19 protein-coding genes are annotated in these 17,343 nt (G+C 38.5%); 14 read left to right on the top strand and 5 right to left on the bottom strand.

Annotated features, from left to right (window positions below):
* Positions 1-28 precede the first annotated feature (28 nt).
* From ACIROD_RS00900 to ACIROD_RS00890, 3 genes are all read left to right on the top strand, one after another.
* Entirely contained in the window at positions 29-1,369 is a 1,341-nt protein-coding gene (locus ACIROD_RS00900; protein ID WP_402937195.1) for an aspartate aminotransferase family protein, read from the top strand.
* Positions 1,370-1,653: 284 nt separating this feature from the next.
* Entirely contained in the window at positions 1,654-2,268 is a 615-nt protein-coding gene (locus tag ACIROD_RS00895; RefSeq protein WP_260357760.1) for an NUDIX hydrolase, read from the top strand.
* 94 nt (positions 2,269-2,362) lie between these two features.
* Positions 2,363-3,160 (top strand): endonuclease I family protein, encoded by a 798-nt coding sequence (locus tag ACIROD_RS00890; protein WP_260357759.1) that lies wholly within the window; start codon positions 2,363-2,365, stop codon positions 3,158-3,160.
* 59 nt (positions 3,161-3,219) lie between these two features.
* On the opposite strand, the gene ACIROD_RS00885 is transcribed toward ACIROD_RS00890, so the two are convergent.
* From ACIROD_RS00885 to ACIROD_RS00875, 3 genes are all read right to left on the bottom strand, one after another.
* On the bottom strand, positions 3,220-4,278 hold the full coding sequence (locus ACIROD_RS00885; RefSeq protein ID WP_402937192.1) for a lactonase family protein: 1,059 nt from the start codon (positions 4,276-4,278) through the stop codon (positions 3,220-3,222).
* A gap of 149 nt (positions 4,279-4,427) precedes the next feature.
* Positions 4,428-6,179 (bottom strand): adenine deaminase, encoded by a 1,752-nt coding sequence (gene ade / locus ACIROD_RS00880; protein ID WP_402937190.1) that lies wholly within the window; start codon positions 6,177-6,179, stop codon positions 4,428-4,430.
* Positions 6,180-6,210: 31 nt separating this feature from the next.
* Complete coding sequence (locus ACIROD_RS00875; RefSeq protein WP_101225484.1) at positions 6,211-6,663, bottom strand: nucleoside deaminase; 453 nt, start codon at positions 6,661-6,663, stop codon at positions 6,211-6,213.
* Between the two features lie 258 nt (positions 6,664-6,921).
* Here ACIROD_RS00875 and ACIROD_RS00870 point away from each other — a divergent pair, with 258 nt between their 5' ends.
* From ACIROD_RS00870 to ACIROD_RS00825, 10 genes are all read left to right on the top strand, one after another.
* Entirely contained in the window at positions 6,922-7,824 is a 903-nt protein-coding gene (locus ACIROD_RS00870) for an AEC family transporter (protein ID WP_101225417.1), read from the top strand.
* A gap of 235 nt (positions 7,825-8,059) precedes the next feature.
* The gene (locus ACIROD_RS00865; RefSeq protein WP_402937188.1) at positions 8,060-8,470 is read left to right on the top strand and encodes a hypothetical protein; all 411 of its coding nucleotides are present in this window, start codon (positions 8,060-8,062) and stop codon (positions 8,468-8,470) included.
* Positions 8,471-8,893: 423 nt separating this feature from the next.
* Complete coding sequence (locus tag ACIROD_RS00860) at positions 8,894-9,622, top strand: amino acid ABC transporter ATP-binding protein (RefSeq protein ID WP_048687119.1); 729 nt, start codon at positions 8,894-8,896, stop codon at positions 9,620-9,622.
* Positions 9,623-9,644: 22 nt separating this feature from the next.
* Positions 9,645-10,472 carry a transporter substrate-binding domain-containing protein gene (locus ACIROD_RS00855; RefSeq protein WP_402937185.1) on the top strand — a complete coding sequence of 276 codons (828 nt, stop codon included), beginning with the start codon at positions 9,645-9,647 and terminating at the stop codon, positions 10,470-10,472.
* A gap of 106 nt (positions 10,473-10,578) precedes the next feature.
* Complete coding sequence (locus tag ACIROD_RS00850; protein WP_048687123.1) at positions 10,579-11,217, top strand: amino acid ABC transporter permease; 639 nt, start codon at positions 10,579-10,581, stop codon at positions 11,215-11,217.
* A 14-nt stretch (positions 11,218-11,231) separates the two neighbouring features.
* Complete coding sequence (locus ACIROD_RS00845) at positions 11,232-11,882, top strand: amino acid ABC transporter permease (RefSeq protein ID WP_034307000.1); 651 nt, start codon at positions 11,232-11,234, stop codon at positions 11,880-11,882.
* Positions 11,883-12,205: 323 nt separating this feature from the next.
* Positions 12,206-12,487: a DUF4190 domain-containing protein gene (locus ACIROD_RS00840; protein WP_402937182.1), complete on the top strand. Its 282-nt coding sequence runs from the start codon at positions 12,206-12,208 to the stop codon at positions 12,485-12,487.
* 110 nt (positions 12,488-12,597) lie between these two features.
* Positions 12,598-12,918, top strand: coding sequence for a type II toxin-antitoxin system HicB family antitoxin (locus ACIROD_RS00835; protein ID WP_101225412.1), 321 nt, complete (start codon positions 12,598-12,600; stop codon positions 12,916-12,918).
* A 627-nt stretch (positions 12,919-13,545) separates the two neighbouring features.
* Positions 13,546-13,968: a nucleoside 2-deoxyribosyltransferase gene (locus tag ACIROD_RS00830; RefSeq protein WP_157831145.1), complete on the top strand. Its 423-nt coding sequence runs from the start codon at positions 13,546-13,548 to the stop codon at positions 13,966-13,968.
* 110 nt (positions 13,969-14,078) lie between these two features.
* A complete protein-coding gene (locus tag ACIROD_RS00825; protein WP_272492815.1) occupies positions 14,079-14,201 on the top strand; it encodes a hypothetical protein in 123 nt (40 codons plus the stop codon).
* Positions 14,202-14,601: 400 nt separating this feature from the next.
* Here ACIROD_RS00825 and ACIROD_RS00820 read toward each other — a convergent pair whose 3' ends face one another.
* Positions 14,602-15,345 (bottom strand): L,D-transpeptidase family protein, encoded by a 744-nt coding sequence (locus tag ACIROD_RS00820; RefSeq protein ID WP_101225410.1) that lies wholly within the window; start codon positions 15,343-15,345, stop codon positions 14,602-14,604.
* 220 nt (positions 15,346-15,565) lie between these two features.
* Between ACIROD_RS00820 and ACIROD_RS00815 the strand changes: the two genes are divergently transcribed.
* On the top strand, positions 15,566-16,018 hold the full coding sequence (locus tag ACIROD_RS00815) for a YueI family protein (RefSeq protein ID WP_402937178.1): 453 nt from the start codon (positions 15,566-15,568) through the stop codon (positions 16,016-16,018).
* A gap of 243 nt (positions 16,019-16,261) precedes the next feature.
* Here the strand turns inward: ACIROD_RS00815 and ACIROD_RS00810 are convergent, their stop codons facing one another.
* Entirely contained in the window at positions 16,262-17,329 is a 1,068-nt protein-coding gene (locus tag ACIROD_RS00810) for an AI-2E family transporter (RefSeq protein ID WP_402937176.1), read from the bottom strand.
* Positions 17,330-17,343 lie beyond the last annotated feature (14 nt).

Raw genomic sequence — 17,343 nt, 5'->3', positions numbered from 1 at the left:
ATACATCTTTTTAGGAGGAGTGTAGCTTATGCAGGTTGAAAAGCAGGGTCAGGATCTTAAAGCGATGGATGGTAAATATGTGTGGCATCATATGAAAGGGGCTGAACCCACCCCTGGGGCAATGGTGATAAAAAAAGGGCAAGGAGCATGGATTACGGATGTTGATGGGAATCGATTCCTGGATGGGATGTCAGGTTTATGGTGTGTCAACGTTGGTTATGGCCGCACGGAACTGGCTGAAGCAGCTTACGAGCAACTGAAGGAACTTCCTTATGCCCCTTTAACGAATAGCCATATTCCGGCTATTAAGCTAGCAGAGAAATTAAATGAATGGCTTGGTGGGGATTATGTGATTTTCTTCTCTAACAGCGGTTCAGAAGCAAATGAGACTGCCTTTAAAATTGCGCGGCAGTATCATCAGCAAAAAGGTGAACATGGACGCTATAAATTCATTTCGCGTTATCGCGGCTATCATGGCAATTCAATGGGTGCCCTGTCAGCGACCGGGCAGGCGCAGCGAAAATACAAATATGAACCGCTGGCCCCAGGTTTTCTTCATGTATCACCGCCGGATTCTTACAGAAATCCAGAGGATGAAAGCGGTGAAAAAAGTGCAGCGGAAATTGAACGTACCATTACATGGGAGCTGAGCGAAACGGTTGCTGCGGTCATCATGGAACCAATCATCACTGGGGGCGGAATTTTAATGCCACCTGATGGTTATATGAAACGTGTCAAAGAAATTTGTGAGAAAAATGGTGTCCTTCTCATTTCGGATGAGGTCATTTGCGGGTTTGGCCGTACTGGTAAGAGATTCGGATTTATGAACTATGATGTAAAACCAGACATCGTAACAATGGCTAAAGGAATTACGAGCGCTTATCTGCCATTATCCGCTACAGCCGTCAAACGTGAAATTTATGAAGCGTATATTGGCTCAGATGTATATGACCGCTTTCGGCATGTAAATACATTTGGCGGCAATCCGGCTGCATGTGCCGTCGCTTTGAAGAATATTGAAATATATGAAAATGAAAAACTTATAGAACGGTCTATGGAGTTAGGGTTACGTTTTCTGCAAGAGTTTGAAGAAATTAAAACTCATCCCAATGTTGGGGATGTGCGAGGGAAAGGTTTGTTGGTAGGGATTGAACTAGTGGAAGATAAACTGACAAAACAACCGATCGAACTTTCCAAAATCAATAAAGTGATTGCATCATGTAAAGAAAAGGGGCTGATCATAGGTAAAAATGGTGATACTGTAGCGGGTTTCAATAATGTCCTGACTCTTGCTCCCCCACTTAGTATAACTGAAGAGGATTTTTCATTCATCATAACGACGGTAAAGCGAACGCTAGCTGAACTATGAAAATAAGTAGAAAAACCCGAATATTCAATTAAGTTTACGCGTGTACTGTTGATACGCAAACATGCTTTTTATATGAGACTGATGCGTTTAGTTTTAGCACCGTTTTAGAACTTTGAACGGTGCTTTTGTCTATGATCAAGGAAGAATAAGAGGAAAAGGAATCTAGTAGAAATTATAGGCAATATTTTGAATCGTTTTCCTTGCTTAGTTATAGCAGATGTTCGAAAATGGAATGATAAGGAGTGGTAGAAACTCAATATTAACCGTCAGAAGAGGTGAGGGACATGAATAATGAAGATATAACAAAAAAACTAACATTACATATCCCTGAAATTTTAGGGAGTGGGAATTTTTCAAAGTATGCTGTATTGGTACCGCTTCTAGAGAAAGAAGATGGAATTCATGTTCTTTTCGAAGAACGTTCACACAAACTGAGGAGGCAGCCGGGGGATATATGTTTTCCCGGCGGAAAAATAGACAAGCTGGACCATGATGAACAGGCGGCGGCCCTAAGGGAAACATATGAGGAACTTAATTTGAGAAAAGAAGATATCGATAATGTCTTTCCTATCGATTATTTGGTATCTCCATTTGGGATGATCGTCTATCCTTATGCAGGGTTTGTTCGTAACCATCAACGGATAATACCTAATCCAGCTGAGGTAGAAACCATTTTTACGGTCCCGCTATCCTTTTTCATGGAAAAACCGCCAGAAATTTACCATGTGGAATATAAAGTGGAACCGCATGAAAACTTCCCCCACGATTTAGTCGTTGGAGGGGAGAATTATAAATGGCAGCCGAAACGGATGGAAGAATATTTTTACTTATATAATGGTCGGGTAATCTGGGGAATGACGGCGAAAATCCTTACCCATTTTATTGAAATTCTTCGTTAGACACTTCTAAAGCACCTTTTTTTTTCAGTCTTTTTCTATTAAGCTTTAATTATGGTAAATGCTAGGTTTTTAATAGAAGCGGGGGGATGAGTGGATGAAGTATAGTTTTGAAGTACTTGAAAAAGAACGGGAAATGGCAATGGCTGCACTAGTCAACTTCAATGAAAACCGCGAATACTATGATGAAACCAAAGATCAGGAACTTAAGCTAGCATACTACAAAGATGGTTCCTTGGACCGGGAAGGATTGAAGGACCTACTTGTGGCAACCCATAAAAACCAGCTGAACTACTCACCACATCGTCATGTTTACCCATGGGTGGACTTACAGGAAAATGGCCAGCTGAAAAGTCTGTATTCCGGTAAAGGGATGGATCCTGTACAAGTGATTGAGGAAGATATCCGTATACTGGAAGTGTTGTCAAGAGGTATTGAATCAATAAATTCGGAGAACATTCTCGTTAATTGTGAACATGTAGTACCTCAATCATGGTTCGATAAAAAAGAACCGATGAGGGGGGATTTGCATCATCTGTTCGCTTGTGAACCAACGTGTAATAGCAGCCGGAGTAACTATCCATACCATGATTTTGAGGATTATATCCCTGAGAGATCGGCTGCCGGTATAAAAGCGGGTTGCGGAAAATCAGACGAAAGTAAATTCGAGCCTGAATACGGAAAAGGGATCGTGGCGAGGGCAACTTTGTATTTTTTACTCAGATATGAGGGAATCATCGATAGCAGCAAAATCGACCTGGCACTGCTTTTGGAATGGCATCAGCTTTTTCCCGTCAGCACTTATGAAAAACATAGAAACCAGGCTATACATGAAATGCAGGGTAATCGTAACCCATATATAGATTTTCCCGAAATGGCGGAGAAATGGAATTAAAGAAGAATATAAAAAAGAGGATTGAAGCTGTAGTACAAGCTTCAATCCTTTTTTTAAGATTATAAGAATTTTACGCAAACAGGGAAGGGAACTTGAACATCCTTTTGCAATAATGTTAATTTTCCGTCATGCTCATTCCGTGCATATAGTGTCAGGTTTCCTGATTGTTCATTAGAAGCGATCAGGAATTTTCCGCTAGGATCCAATGAAAAATCACGTGGCCAGTGACCTTCGGTAGAAACCAGTTCCACGAATGCCAGTTTCCCTGTTTCTTGATTGATTTGGAAAACGGCAATACTGTCATGTCCGCGGTTTGCAGCATATATGAATTGCCCGTCATCAGAAATATGAATGGCACTTCCTTGGTTATTTTCCTTGAAATCTTCCGGGACGGTCCGAACCGTTTGTAATTCAGAAAAACTTCCAGTTTGACTATCGAAGCTCAAAACAATGACTTCTGGTACCAATTCTGCCATAACATACGCAAATTTTCCGTTTGGGTGGAAGGTCAGATGCCGTGGTCCGCTGCCGGGAGCAACAGATAAGCTGTTTACTTCTTCCAAAATCCCACTATGTATTTTATAGGTTATCACTTTATCTATCCCGAGGTCGACTACAGCAATGAACCTTTCATCTGGTGTGAAACCAGCAAAGTGAGTGTGTGCTTTTTCCTGACGTTCTTCATTCGGTCCTTGACCTTTATGTTGAACAGTTGATGATACAGGCAAAGGGGTCGCGTCGTCATGAAGCGGATATGATTCAATCACGCCTTCACCATAACTGGAAGTGACCAAGACCTGTTTCTTGCTGTCTACACTAATATGGCAGGAAGAACCGTTTGGTGTCAGTTGTTTCCCCAAGAAGGTAAGCTCACCTGAATCTTCATTAATCGAATAGGCTGAAACACCTCCACTGCCCGATTCTTTTAAAATGGCGTAGAGATTCTTTTTGTCCTGGCTGATGGCGACATAAGTCGGATCGGTCAATTCTGCTGCAAGAACCGGTGTGCTGAGTTTTCCTTCAGCTGTATCTAAAGTAAATCGGTAAACACCTTTGCTGTTTCCTTTTGTGTAAGTGCCTATGTATCCAATAATGTTCTGTTGATCATGTTTTACCATATTTATCTCCTCCAAGAAAGATTTGTGTTTATTTTTATTTTAACATAGATGATACCTTATATCCTTTTCCCGTATTCTGTTGATTTGGAACCTTTTTATTTTGGGAGTTTTTGGGTGCGAAGAAAAAAACCCCGACTAGGGGGTCAAATTTAATCGACTGGCTTTGAGGCTTCGATAGGAATATGCCTAAACTCAGAAACGGAAAATAAACCCTGATCCGTCAGTTTGATTTCAGGGATGACAGGTAACGCCAAGAAGGCAAGTGTAAGAAAAGGGTTGAAATGTCTGTTAGCACCGAGTTTCAATAGGGCCTCATCGATTTTATTCAATGAATGGACCACATCCATATAATCACATTCACTCATCAATCCAGCTATTGGCAGGGGAAGGGAAGCGAGTATTTCCCCATTTTGGATTACGGTCAATCCACCCTGCATTTTTTTGATTTCCTTTGCTGCCAGCAGCATATCCTGATCATTCGTTCCGGCAATGATCAAATTATGTGAATCATGGGCTACTGTAGTGGCAATTGCACCTGATTTCAACCCGAGCCCTTTGACGATTCCAAGACCTAATTGTTTGGTCAGATGATGCCTTTCAATAACAGCAAGTTTTAAATGATCAACATGTTCGGAGAAATGGAATAGTCCATCATGATTAAGTGTGACCGGTTCAATCGAATGCTTTGTAATCAAGCTGTTTGGAGTTATCTCAATAATATTAGCGAACTCATTTTTAAAAGGTATCGCCAAATCATCTTCGGTTATTTCATGAAAATGAACGGAGTGCTTCAACCCGTCATCAATAACCTGTTTCCTATCATCTGGAAAGTTAAGTAAATGATTATTTTGAACGATAAGCTTTCCATCTTTAAAAACCGAGTGGATGTTGATGGAATCAAGATCATCCAATAGAAGGAAGTCTGCCTTGTATCCAGGTGCAATTGCACCATGTTCCTTTAAACCAAAGCATTCTGCTGCATTAATGGTCGCCATTTGTATGGCGGTAATTGGCGGGACACCTGTATCTATGGAAAGTCGAACGTTGTGATCGATACTTCCCTCATATACAATATCATCTAGGTGCCGGTCATCGGTGACGAATAAACAACGGCGGGAGTTCTTCTCGTTAATAACTGGAATCAGGTTTATTAAGTCTTTGGCAACGGTGCCTTCCCTGATCATAAGATACATACCTTTACGCAGTCTTTCTTTTGCCTCTTCCGCAGTAGTGCATTCATGATCCGTTTTTATGCCTGCACTCATATAAACATCGAGCTGTTGTCCGGATAATCCGGCTGCATGGCCATCGATGCTTTTGCCTAGTCTATTTGCATCATATATTTTTTGCAGCATATCCTCCTCCGTATGTGAAACGGCAGGGAAATTCATGACTTCGGCTAAACCAAGCACTCTCGGGTTTTGATAAAAGGAAATTAAATCTTCACTTCTTAAGACAGCACCAGAATGTTCAAACTCCGTAGCAGGTACACAAGAGGGCATCATGAAGTAAAAGTCAAAAGGAAGTTGAGCGGATTGTTCAATCATATATTCCATGCCCTTTTTGCCAGAAACATTGGCAATTTCATGAGGGTCTGCAACGATGCAGGTCACACCATGTAAAAGGAGGATTTTTGCAAGTTCATATGGCCTGACCATCGATGATTCTATATGAACATGGCCATCAATGAAGGAAGGGCATACGAATTTTCCTGCAGCATCGATTTGTGAAATACCATCATAATGCCCAATTCCAGCAAAGTAACCATCGACGATCGCAATGTCGCCTGTATAGATATCCCCATTGAAAACATCTATGATTTGCCCGTTTTTAATGACGCAATCTGCTGGTGTTCTTCCTGCTGCAACGTCAATTCTCCTTTTAAGTAATTTTTTTTTCATATTCGTAACCCCTTTGGCAAAATATATCCGATTAATATTTCACTTTTTCCGTATTGGTTTCCCATGTGCGGAATGGTAAATCATGGTCATTAAAAGACAATTGTTTCATTTCAATCGTGCGATTTTCCATTGGCAGGGCAAGTTCTTTGTATATAAAGTGATCATCAAAGCCGATAATTGCAGCGTCTTCTTTAGTGCATGCGTAATAAATGGCTTTTGGACGTGCCCAATAAATAGCACCGATGCACATGGGGCAAGGTTCGCAGCTAGTGTATATTTCACAATCTGTAAGCTGGAAGCTGTCGAGATTCCTGCATGCATCACGAATCGCTTGTACTTCGGCGTGAGCAGTAGGATCGTTGGCTGTTGTCACATTATTACATCCTCTGCCTACGACTTTGCCATCTTTTACGATTATAGCACCGAAAGGTCCTCCGTTCTTCGCCAATACATTTTCATATGCAAGCTGAACAGCCATCTCCATGAATTTTACATCCACTAAAAACACCCCTTCATATATATTTATAACCTAAAGTACTGATGTTACGTTTATTAACGTAAATATAATAAACAATATACCATATGCATGGGGAAATGGAATATTGTTTTCTGAAAATAGAGAAAAGTCAGTTTGTGTTAGAATATATGATGTGCAATCAAAATGGTTTAAAAGAATTTTTACAAATAATAATAAAACTGATATTGTTAAAAGAAAATCATTAAGATTATGAAGGTGAAGTGCATGGGGTTTTTGGGAGTTCTTTTACCGATATTCGGTATTTTTGTTTTAGGGTTCATCGGTCAGAAAAAGTTCAAACTTGATACAAAATCGATTTCCACGATGGCATTATATTTAATGTCACCTTTTCTTGTGTTCCGGACTTTTTATTCCGCAGAATTTACGATTAATTATTTCTACCTGTTCTTATTCACGATAGTACTTTGTCTTTCTCTTATACTGGTAGTCTACATCATATCTTATTTTCGCAATTATACAGTCACTGAGACAAGCGGCATGATATTGGCATCTGCATTCATGAATAACGGAAATTACGGAACACCCGTCATTTTCCTGTTATTCGGAGCCGCAGGACTCGATTATGCAATCATCCTTATGGTGGGACAGCAGTTAGTGATGTGCACGATCGGCATTTATTTCGCAGCGAAGGGCAGCCCGGAAGGTAACGGAGTTCAAACGGCGATTAAAGCAGTATGTCGAATGCCAATTGTTTATGGAGCCATTGCCGGTACAGTATTTCAGTTCGTTAACGTACCTTTAAGCAATTCGGTTATGGAAGCTATTAACCTTGTTGCAAATGCAGCGATTCCCACAATAATGATTACACTGGGAATGCAGCTGGCCAACATTTCGCTGAAAAAAATAGCCTATCGGAAGCTATCAGTTTCGCTGCTCCTTAAACTTGCCGTGTCACCGGCCATTGCCTTCCTGCTATCTCTTGCCTTGCCAGTGGGTGATATGGTCAGGCATATCATGATCATCGTAGCTGCAATGCCAACGGCTGCCAACACTACGATGTATGCGCTCCAATTCAATACGGAGCCTGAATTCGTATCAAGTGCTACGTTCATAAGTACATCATTAAGCCTGATTACGCTTCCAATCATCTTTTTCTTTGTATTATAGGAGATTATCATTCTAATTATGTGGGCAAACTTATTATATACAAGAAGCGGAAGAATCCTGGCTAATTAAAAGAGGGATCCGGAAAGATTATATGAATTACCTTTGACCTCGCGGTTAGTGAACGACTTGTGGACTTGATTTAGGTGTCCAAATCATTTTCATTTAAAATTAAAGGGCAAGCTTGTTAAACTGGTGTTTACTTTTTTTAATGCCTGTATTTGATTGGAGGGGTTTTATGTTCCAGACTAAAATTGAACTGACTAATACTGGAAAGATTGATGCCATTTTAAAGGGAATCGTTCTGAAAACCTATGAAGAGTCACTGGAAGAAAAACTCTTGCTATGCATGGAGTGCGGTGATGTCGATTTTTATATCGCGTATTCAAATAATGAGGAACTTCAGGATGCGATAAATGAAAACTTTGAAATTGATGAATATGGCGAAATCGTGAAAATAGATGAACATCAGGAACTTATGGATGATTTATACGATTATTTCTTGATCATACATAAGGAAAGTGATTTGTTTGATTTTTTTCCGGCAGGACCATATACTCACGGAGGGGAAATCCGTGAATCGGATACGGATATGCTGGCGCCAAGGGGTTTATATTCAGCGCCATTTGAAGACGCGATAAAGGAATGATGAAAAAGACAGCGATAGCTGTCTTTTTGTATTTTTAAGAGCGTATTAAGCCTTCGGGAAATAAATGCATTTTTACAAAAAGAGGGAATTTTTTTTATGGGATATCAATTTAAATTTATCAGTTTTATGAAATATAGCAATAATATCATGAAATATAATATCGTTTTTAACAATTTAAAGTTTATATGGTAATTTTAAGAAATATTATATATAATAAAAAATGTGAATATTGAATATATTATTTGAATTACTAGTTTAAAATAACAATAAAAATGGTCTTTTCACGATGAATTATGAAATATTGGGAAATAATTTTTGAAGAAAGGATTATACATAAGATTTGTTTCGAGTTAAGAGAGTGATATATTACGCTTTTAGAATTCTGATTATTATAAATTTTCAGTTTTGGGCAGGGGGCTAATTATGATAGTTTTTGACCGAGTGAATAAGTATTATGGCGATTTCCATGTATTGAAAGAAATTAATCTTACAATTAAGAAGGGGGAGGTGGTAGTGGTCATCGGACCTTCGGGTTCAGGGAAAAGTACACTGCTTCGATGCATTAATCGTCTAGAGACCATTTCGCAAGGTTCCCTTTCAATAAATGGTCTAAATGTAGCGGATAAAAAGACGGACATAAACAAACTTCGTCGGAATATCGGTATGGTTTTCCAGCATTTTCACTTATATCCTCATAAAACAGTGCTCGAGAATATCATGCTTGCTCCCAGGAAAGTTCTAGGGCAATCCGAAGAGGAAGCGAAAAAGATTGCACTGAAGTATCTGGACAAAGTGGGGATTGGAGATAAAGCGAATTCATTTCCTTCTCAGCTTTCAGGTGGACAGCAGCAACGGGTAGCGATTGCCAGAGGTTTGGCAATGGGACCTGAAATCATGCTATTTGATGAACCTACCTCAGCCTTGGATCCAGAAATGATTGGCGAGGTACTGGATGTAATGAAAGCACTTGCCCATGAAGGTATGACGATGGTGGTGGTCACGCACGAAATGGGATTTGCCCGTGAAGTAGCGGATCGAATCGTATTCATGGACGAAGGCAGGGTTTTAGAAGAGGCATCACCGGCTGAGTTTTACGCCAATCCTCGTGAAGAGAGGGCTCGTTTATTCCTTAGCCGTATATTAAATCATTAAAAAAAAAACAGGGGTGAATTACATGTTGAAGAAAAAGAAATGGTTAAAATTATCTTTGCTATCCTTACTGGCTGTCATTTTATTATCTGGATGCGGCGGGGGGAACGATTCAGACAAAGCTGAAGAGGGTGGAGGCAAAGACAAAGAAAAAGATGTTCTCGCACAAGTGAAGGAAAAGGATAAGATCGTTTTTGGGGTGAAAAATGATACAAGACTATTCGGATTGAAGAATCCTAGTACTGGAGAGGTTGAAGGCTTTGATATTGATATTGCCAAAGCTCTTGCAGCAGAAATCCTTGGTGATGAGAATAAAGTTGAATTTAAAGAAGTGACTTCTAAAACCAGGATGGCATTATTGAATAATGGTGATATCGATGCGATTGTAGCGACCATGACAATCACGGAAGATCGTAAAAAAGAAGTAGACTTCACTGATGTTTATTTCGACGCAGGACAATCTTTATTAGTCAAAAAGGGCAGCGATATCAAGGGTATTGATAGTTTAAAAGGGAAAAAGGTATTGGCTGTCAAGGGCTCTACTTCTTCCATAAATATCCGTGAAAAAGCTCCTGAAGCACAAGTGCTTGAATTTGAAAACTATTCCGAAGCGTTCGCTGCACTTAAATCCGGACAAGGGGATGCATTGACCACGGATGATTCCATCCTTTATGGAATGGCAGATGAAGATCCAAGTTATGAGCTTGTTGGCGGTACATTTACGGAAGAACCTTATGGTATTGCCGTGAAAAAAGGAAATGCTGAATTTGTTGAAGAGTTGAATAAAGCCCTTAAGTCTCTTAAAGATTCAGGCAAGTACGATGAAATCCATGATAAATGGATTAAACATTAAACATTTTAGCAAATGGATAAGGGAAGCTGACCTTAAATAACATTTGAACATTTGTCTATGAGGATGAGCGTTTTGCTCATCCTTACTAGTTAAAGGAGTGTATGCCGTGCTTGATTTCTCCATTTTAACAGAGAATCTGGATATGTATTTATTAGGCTTTAAAAATACGATCATGTCGAGTTTGGTCGCGTTGATAGCGAGTTTGATTCTTGGTGTGCTAATTGCCATCATGCGGATTGCACCATTAAAGCCACTAAACTGGCTGGGTACCGCCTATGTCGAGTTCATTCGGAACATACCGTTATTGATCATTACCTTTTTCTTCTTTCTCGGTCTTAAACTAAGCGGACTATACGCCGGGACATTAGCCTTGACCATTTACACTTCATCTTTCATAGCTGAGGCAATTCGAGCAGGCATACTTTCTGTGCCAAAGGGTCAAATGGAAGCTGCCCGTTCATCAGGTCTGACTTATGGACAGGCAATGAGGCTCGTCATTCTGCCGCAGGCCGTTAAAATAGTCATTCCTCCTTTAGGAAACCAATTTATCAATCTAGTAAAGAATTCTTCCATTTTAGCCGTTGTTGCAGGACTCGATCTTATGTACCACGGGGATTTGATTTCTTCAAGGACTTTTGTCGTGTTCGATGTGTACATTTTCGTTGCAGCGTTTTACTTAATTCTTACCATTCCTTTAAGTTTTGGCGTCGGTTATTTGGAAAAACGTCTGGCTAAGAGTAATTGAGGGAGGTATAAGATATGGATTTTGCAGGTGCCTATACACCAGATAATCTTAAGTTTTTATTAGAAGGATTTTGGGTAACGCTCCAGGTAGCTTTTATATCCATTATTCTAAGTTTCATTATTGGCGGTCTTGTAGGTATAATCCGATACGCAAAAGTGCCGGTGTTATCACAAATATTAGCTTTGATTGTAGAAACGGTGCGTAATTTGCCTCTGTTATTAATAATATTTTTTACCTATTTTGCTTTGCCGGAGATACGGATTAAACTGGAAATCATTCCAGCAGCCATAGTTGCCTTGACAATTTTTGAGTCAGCCATGCTTTCTGAAGTCATTCGAAGTGGGCTAAAATCCATTGATAAAGGCCAAATGGAAGCTGCCCGTTCATCAGGTTTGAGCTATACACAGGCATTGATACATATTATTCTGCCCCAAGCGCTGCGCCGCATGGTTCCTCCCATTGTCAGCCAATTCATTTCTTTATTAAAGGATACCTCTTTAGCGGTTGTCATCTCTTTGCCGGAGCTGACCCATCATGGTCAAATCATATATGGACAAAGTCAAAAGTATTTAATACCGATTTTGATCCTGGTGGCTCTCATGTACTTCATTGTGAATTATAGCCTTTCTTTGGTAGCCCAGAGACTTGAATTGAAACGAACCTAAAAAAACGGCTCAGAAATGAGTCGTTTTTTACGAGGTTCGGAAGTGTCTCACCCCTAACTATGATTATAAAACTATACTTGGTTATCCTTCATGTAATTTCCTTGTGAACCCCAATAGATTGAAGAAATTTGCGACACTCCTGCCGAATAACTGGCTAGCCGAGACCCCACAGGCACGTGCTTTGATGAGGCTTGGCATACAGTCGGCGGAAAAGGCGTGGATTTCTGGTATGGACTGGAATAATAGTGATGAATGAATACACAAAAAATGAATCTTTTGCTTTTAATAACCGTATATATAAAGGAAGAAAGAAGGTGGAATATATGTCGGAAATTAAAAGAAGCAATAGCAAAGCGATTGTATCATTGATCATGGGTGTATTATCTTTGTTTATTCCATTCATAGGCATCATATTAGGTATTCTCGGTTTAATATTTGCATCGAAGGGCAAACAAGAAATTAAGCTTACTGGTGAATCTGGAGATGGATTAGTGACAGCTGGAAAAGTGTGCAGCATTGTTGGAATAATCTTGAATGTTCTCGTGATTCTGATTTTCCTGGTGTTTTTTTATTTCGCAGTAAATACGGACATAACAACCTATTGAGTGCAAAAATTAACTTGACAAACAAAGAAAAGTAAATTAAACCTATATAAAATGGAAATTCATGTTATAATTAATATAAAAACCTAAATTTTGTATGAAGGGATGATATTTTGACCATTCAAATCTTTGAGTACCCAGCCGTATTCTATTATGAAAAACACCCGTTGATTATCGACTCTTTTTCCGTTCAGGTTTGTTTCCCGGATTTTAGGCGAGAAGGAATTATTTCTTCCGTTAGCGGTAGGAATCGGGTAGATGCCTTAGCTTGTGCTCAAGAACTGCTGGAATCCATGGTCGAACATTTTATTCACGATAAAAAAAGAATCCCGGATGCAAGTGAAATGGAAAAGGTAAATCTGGATAGGGGAATCAATATTTGTGAGGCTGCACCCTTTAGGATTGAAATAGAAAATATCACATATGCAAAATAAAAAACCTTGCCGGTTAAAGGACAAGGTTTTTATTTTGCATATCTTGAGATTCAATGAAAATTTTGTAACCCGGATTGTCAGGCACTTAATACGTACATAGAATATTATTTTTTGTATAAGGTGAACTCGACAGTGACCATTGTATAAAATACTCCTGATTGGCTTCACTTTCATTTATGATTTGGTAAAAAATATGTTATCAGAGTAGGACGCCCAAGTATTTTTCCAGTAGAAAGCGTCACCATCACCTCAAGTTTTAATCATTCTATTTAAAACAATGAAGACTTTTGGGCAAAAGGGTTCTATCTAAAAGTTAAACAAAGTTGATTGGAGCGGGTGTGCGAGACCCCTGCGGGAAAAGCGAGAGCCTGGTGGAGAGGAAATTAACGTTTAAATTGCACAAACCCCTAAAAAAACAGTAGGCAAACTCGATTTTCATAGGGGATGTCTTCAGTCTGTAACCATCATGACCTGTGGAGGAATGATGGTTTTTTGTTTCGCTTGAAACTTCGATTTAATTATTTTTTAATTTTTGGGAAAGGATATTGCGTTCTTTATAACGAATATGTATAGTATAGGTAACGTAGGTAAAAAGTATCAATAGTTATATATTTTGGAGGTGTATGTGTGAAATATTATATAGCATCAGACGAAAAAAATTTGAAGCAAGTCAAATCATTGATCAAGAAATTGACTTCAAAAGGGTTTACATGTGTGAATGACTTGAATTTAATTACGAATGATGAGAAAAACCAAATAACGGACGGCATTGGAGAATATGAGAAAAAGGGGATTGAGGAAGCCGATTTCATGCTGATCTTCCTAACCGCAGGAAAAGGTAATCTATATGAGCTTGGCTATGCTTTATCTTTAAATAAGAAAATAATTGTGTATTCGCCTGAGAAAGACAATTATCATATTAATAAAAAATCAATATTTCATAATCTGCCCGAGGTAACAATCTGCAGCGGGACCTTTTATAAGCTGGTTAAATTGATACATACGCTTTCTCCGGAAGGATCTGAACAAGATTCACTGCATCTTAAATAAATGTCAAATGTAAAATTTTAAAGATACCCTCTAATAAAATTTCTTTTGAACGAATTGTTTAAAGTATTAAAAATGAGGGTAAAGACCATTAAAAAAGGGAGAGGACTGTTTTGGCCATTATTGATATCGACCAATTATTGTTAGCCACTGAAGCGATAGCAGAAGAGTCAGTTCCATTCCATCTTGATACATTTGACATCGATCAACTTTTAGATAAAACGGATAATTGGTAAGGAAAAGCATGCCCATAGAGGATATGCTTTTTTTCTGACTAAAAATAACCTGAGTACCGGTATGAAAAAAATACAAGTAATCAGGCAAGTGAGGATATTTTAAAGAATTGGATAAAGTTAAAACCGGCGTCCTTTTACGAATCCTAATATCACAAACATCGAGATGGTGCCAATAACAAAAATTGCTTTAATGGAATTTACGAGAATTTCATCGTACATTTGTATTACCTCCTTTTATGTAATGACAGTGCGATTATGATTAGCTGTTGATGTATAAATTATAACATAAAGTCAATAACCGGTGGTGGGAAATTAAAGACGATATGGGTAATAATGTATAGGTTGGAAAGTTAAAACACAAAAAAAGATATCCTCTAAAAGTGGATATCGGCAATGAAAATTATTTAAGTCCAAGCGCTTTTTTCGTTTTTGGTCCGACGATCCCATCAGAAGTAAGCTTTTTAGAGCTTTGGAATTTTTTCACAGCTGTTTCGGTGTTTTTTCCAAATGACCCATCCACTCCTTTAGTGCTGAATCCAAGTTTAGTTAATCTTTTTTGCAGTTCAATTACTTGGGGGCCACTGCTTCCTTTTTTTAGGGTGGAGTTGGTATTTACAGGTAGGCTCACAGATCCGCTCACTTTATATCCATTCGTGGCAGCTATGGTGGCAAATGATCTATTCGAACTGGCAATCAAGACTACAGTGTTCATTCTCACCCTATCGTACAGCCACTGAACTTCATTGTTATACATCCGAATACAACCGGCACTTATATATTTCCCAATGGTTGTAGAATCATTATTGCCATGTATTGCGTACGTATTTCCTGGTGTGTTCCTTGCATTGATCCCCAGCCATCTTTTACCTAGAGGGTTTTTTGGGTCTCCGCCTCTAATGTTGCCTTTATAATAGGGACGATTCACAATCTTTGTCACTACCTTGAACTTTCCTTCAGGAGTGTAGGAGGCTTTCTTTCCTGTCGCCACAATGAATACCCTCACCAACTTATCATTTTCGTAATAGGCAAGCTGATTATTGGCTTTATTGATGATAATCAGTTGCCTTGCTGCAGCACCTGAAGTATTACTGAACCCAACAAAAGTAAAGGCGAATATCAATATAAATACAATTAATTTCCTCATGTTTTTCCCCGTCCCTCATTTAAGCAACCTACTTTTACACATATACTATCCTATGCATGAAGTGGGGCTAAAGTGACAATTTTTTAAAGTGGGGGTAAACTAACAATGGGTATTTTAAACCCAGAGTACTTTCTGATTGTTTGCATACCTAAAGAATGATGGGCACTATTTTTGGCCATATTACATACATTATTGAAGTGAAAGCGGAGGTGGAAAAGAATTGTCACGCCTAAATGTGGAGGACTATCTAGAACAAGGAATCCATGGTCCAAAAGAAATAAAGCCTAGTGAACGAAGGGAATTTCTGGGCACATTACGGGAACGCGTCGTCATCGTACTAAAAAAAAGCCAAGTCTTTGAAACGAATGTATATCCGGAGATAGAGCAGATGATGAAGCAGTATCCCAGTTCAAATTTGTTTTTAAATGGTCAGATGGACTATCAATATTTAGGGAAATATATTAAATTGGCAATGAGTCATAATATTCCTTATAAAATTGTCCTAAACAAAGATCACAACTCCGATTTGGGTCTGGTATTGGCAGAAAATAATGCCATAAACAAAGAGGAAATTCATATCGAGAAGAAATTTCATGCCCAGCAAGTTATCAAAAAGAAAAGCTTCAAATCGTTTTTCAAGCGCTTTGTTAAAAAATTATTAAACAAACGTTGATAGAATTATCAACGTTTTTAGTTTGTCTATAAAAAGAGGCACGAAAGAGATTTAAAATCAAGAATAGGTTATCCTTCTTGTTTTTTACTGTTATATGTGGATGAACTGGAACGTTTTGAAAAACAATTAACTGCAGGCAAACTCGCTTATCCTAAAGTTTGTCTACAGTTTGAAAAGTTGATGAATGATTTTTGTTTTATTTTTCAAGCGTCTTTAATTAAATGTTTAGACAACCATTCCTGATTATGCAACCCTTTTCCGTAAGCTATAAAACTTCCTGAAATTCCCTATGATTGTTTTTACTACGGAATACGTGGGGATAGCGATTAAAATGCCAATGAAACCGTATATTGATCCTGCAGCAAGCAGCAATAAGATAATGGTAAGTGGGTGAATGTTAAGACGTTTTCCCATAACATTCGGTGTAACCAAGTGCCCTTCGACCTGTTGAACAACGGTAAGGACAATGAGTACTTTCACTGCCAGCCCAATGTCTTGCTGTAAGGCAATGAAGAGGGCAGGGATGATGCTTATTAATGGACCAAGGAATGGTACAACGGTAAAAATCATGGCGAATAGGGCTAGTACAAGTGCATAATCGAGACCGATAATAAGGTAGCCAATATACATCAAAGTTCCAATGACGATTGATATGATGAATTGACCGATAATATAAGTTGAAAGGGTTTTATCGACGTCTTTTAAAATCGTGTTTCCCTCTGATTCTACATCGGTCGGAATATATTTTAATAGAAATGGTCTTAATTTATCTCCATCCTTCAAGAAATAGAATAAAATGAATGGTGTAATGACCAATACTGTTAAAACACTAGTGATCGTGGAAAAAATGGTATTGACATTCACTATGAGTTTTTCGGAGTAATCTTTCAAATGTGTGACCGCTTTTTCTTTCAATTCTTCCATATTGACCATGCCAAAATCATTTTTTTCAATCATGACTTCAGATTCTTTAGATAATGCCTTGACTTTGCTGGGGAGGTTTTCAGATAATTTTTGAAATTGGTCAACGATTACAGGACTGCCAAAGTAACCTACCATCCCAATCATACTAAATATAATTAAAAAAACGGTAAAGATGCTAGCTGACCTCGGGATAAATTCAGTTAAAAAGTTAACGACCGGACGTAATATATAGTATAAAAGCCCAGCCACAATAATAGGGAAAAACATCGCAGCAATTATTTTTTGTAGCGGCTGCAGAATATAATCAATCTTACCTAGTAAAAAAATAATTAAAATGATCAAAATGATCGCGCATGCATATTTGAAAAACGGTTTATTGATCCACAAGACAATCCCCCCTA

The sequence above is a fragment of the Peribacillus sp. NPDC101481 genome (assembly GCF_044767165.1).
Classification (GTDB): Bacteria; Bacillota; Bacilli; order Bacillales; family DSM-1321; genus Peribacillus.
This window is presented reverse-complemented; position numbering and strand designations above follow the sequence as displayed.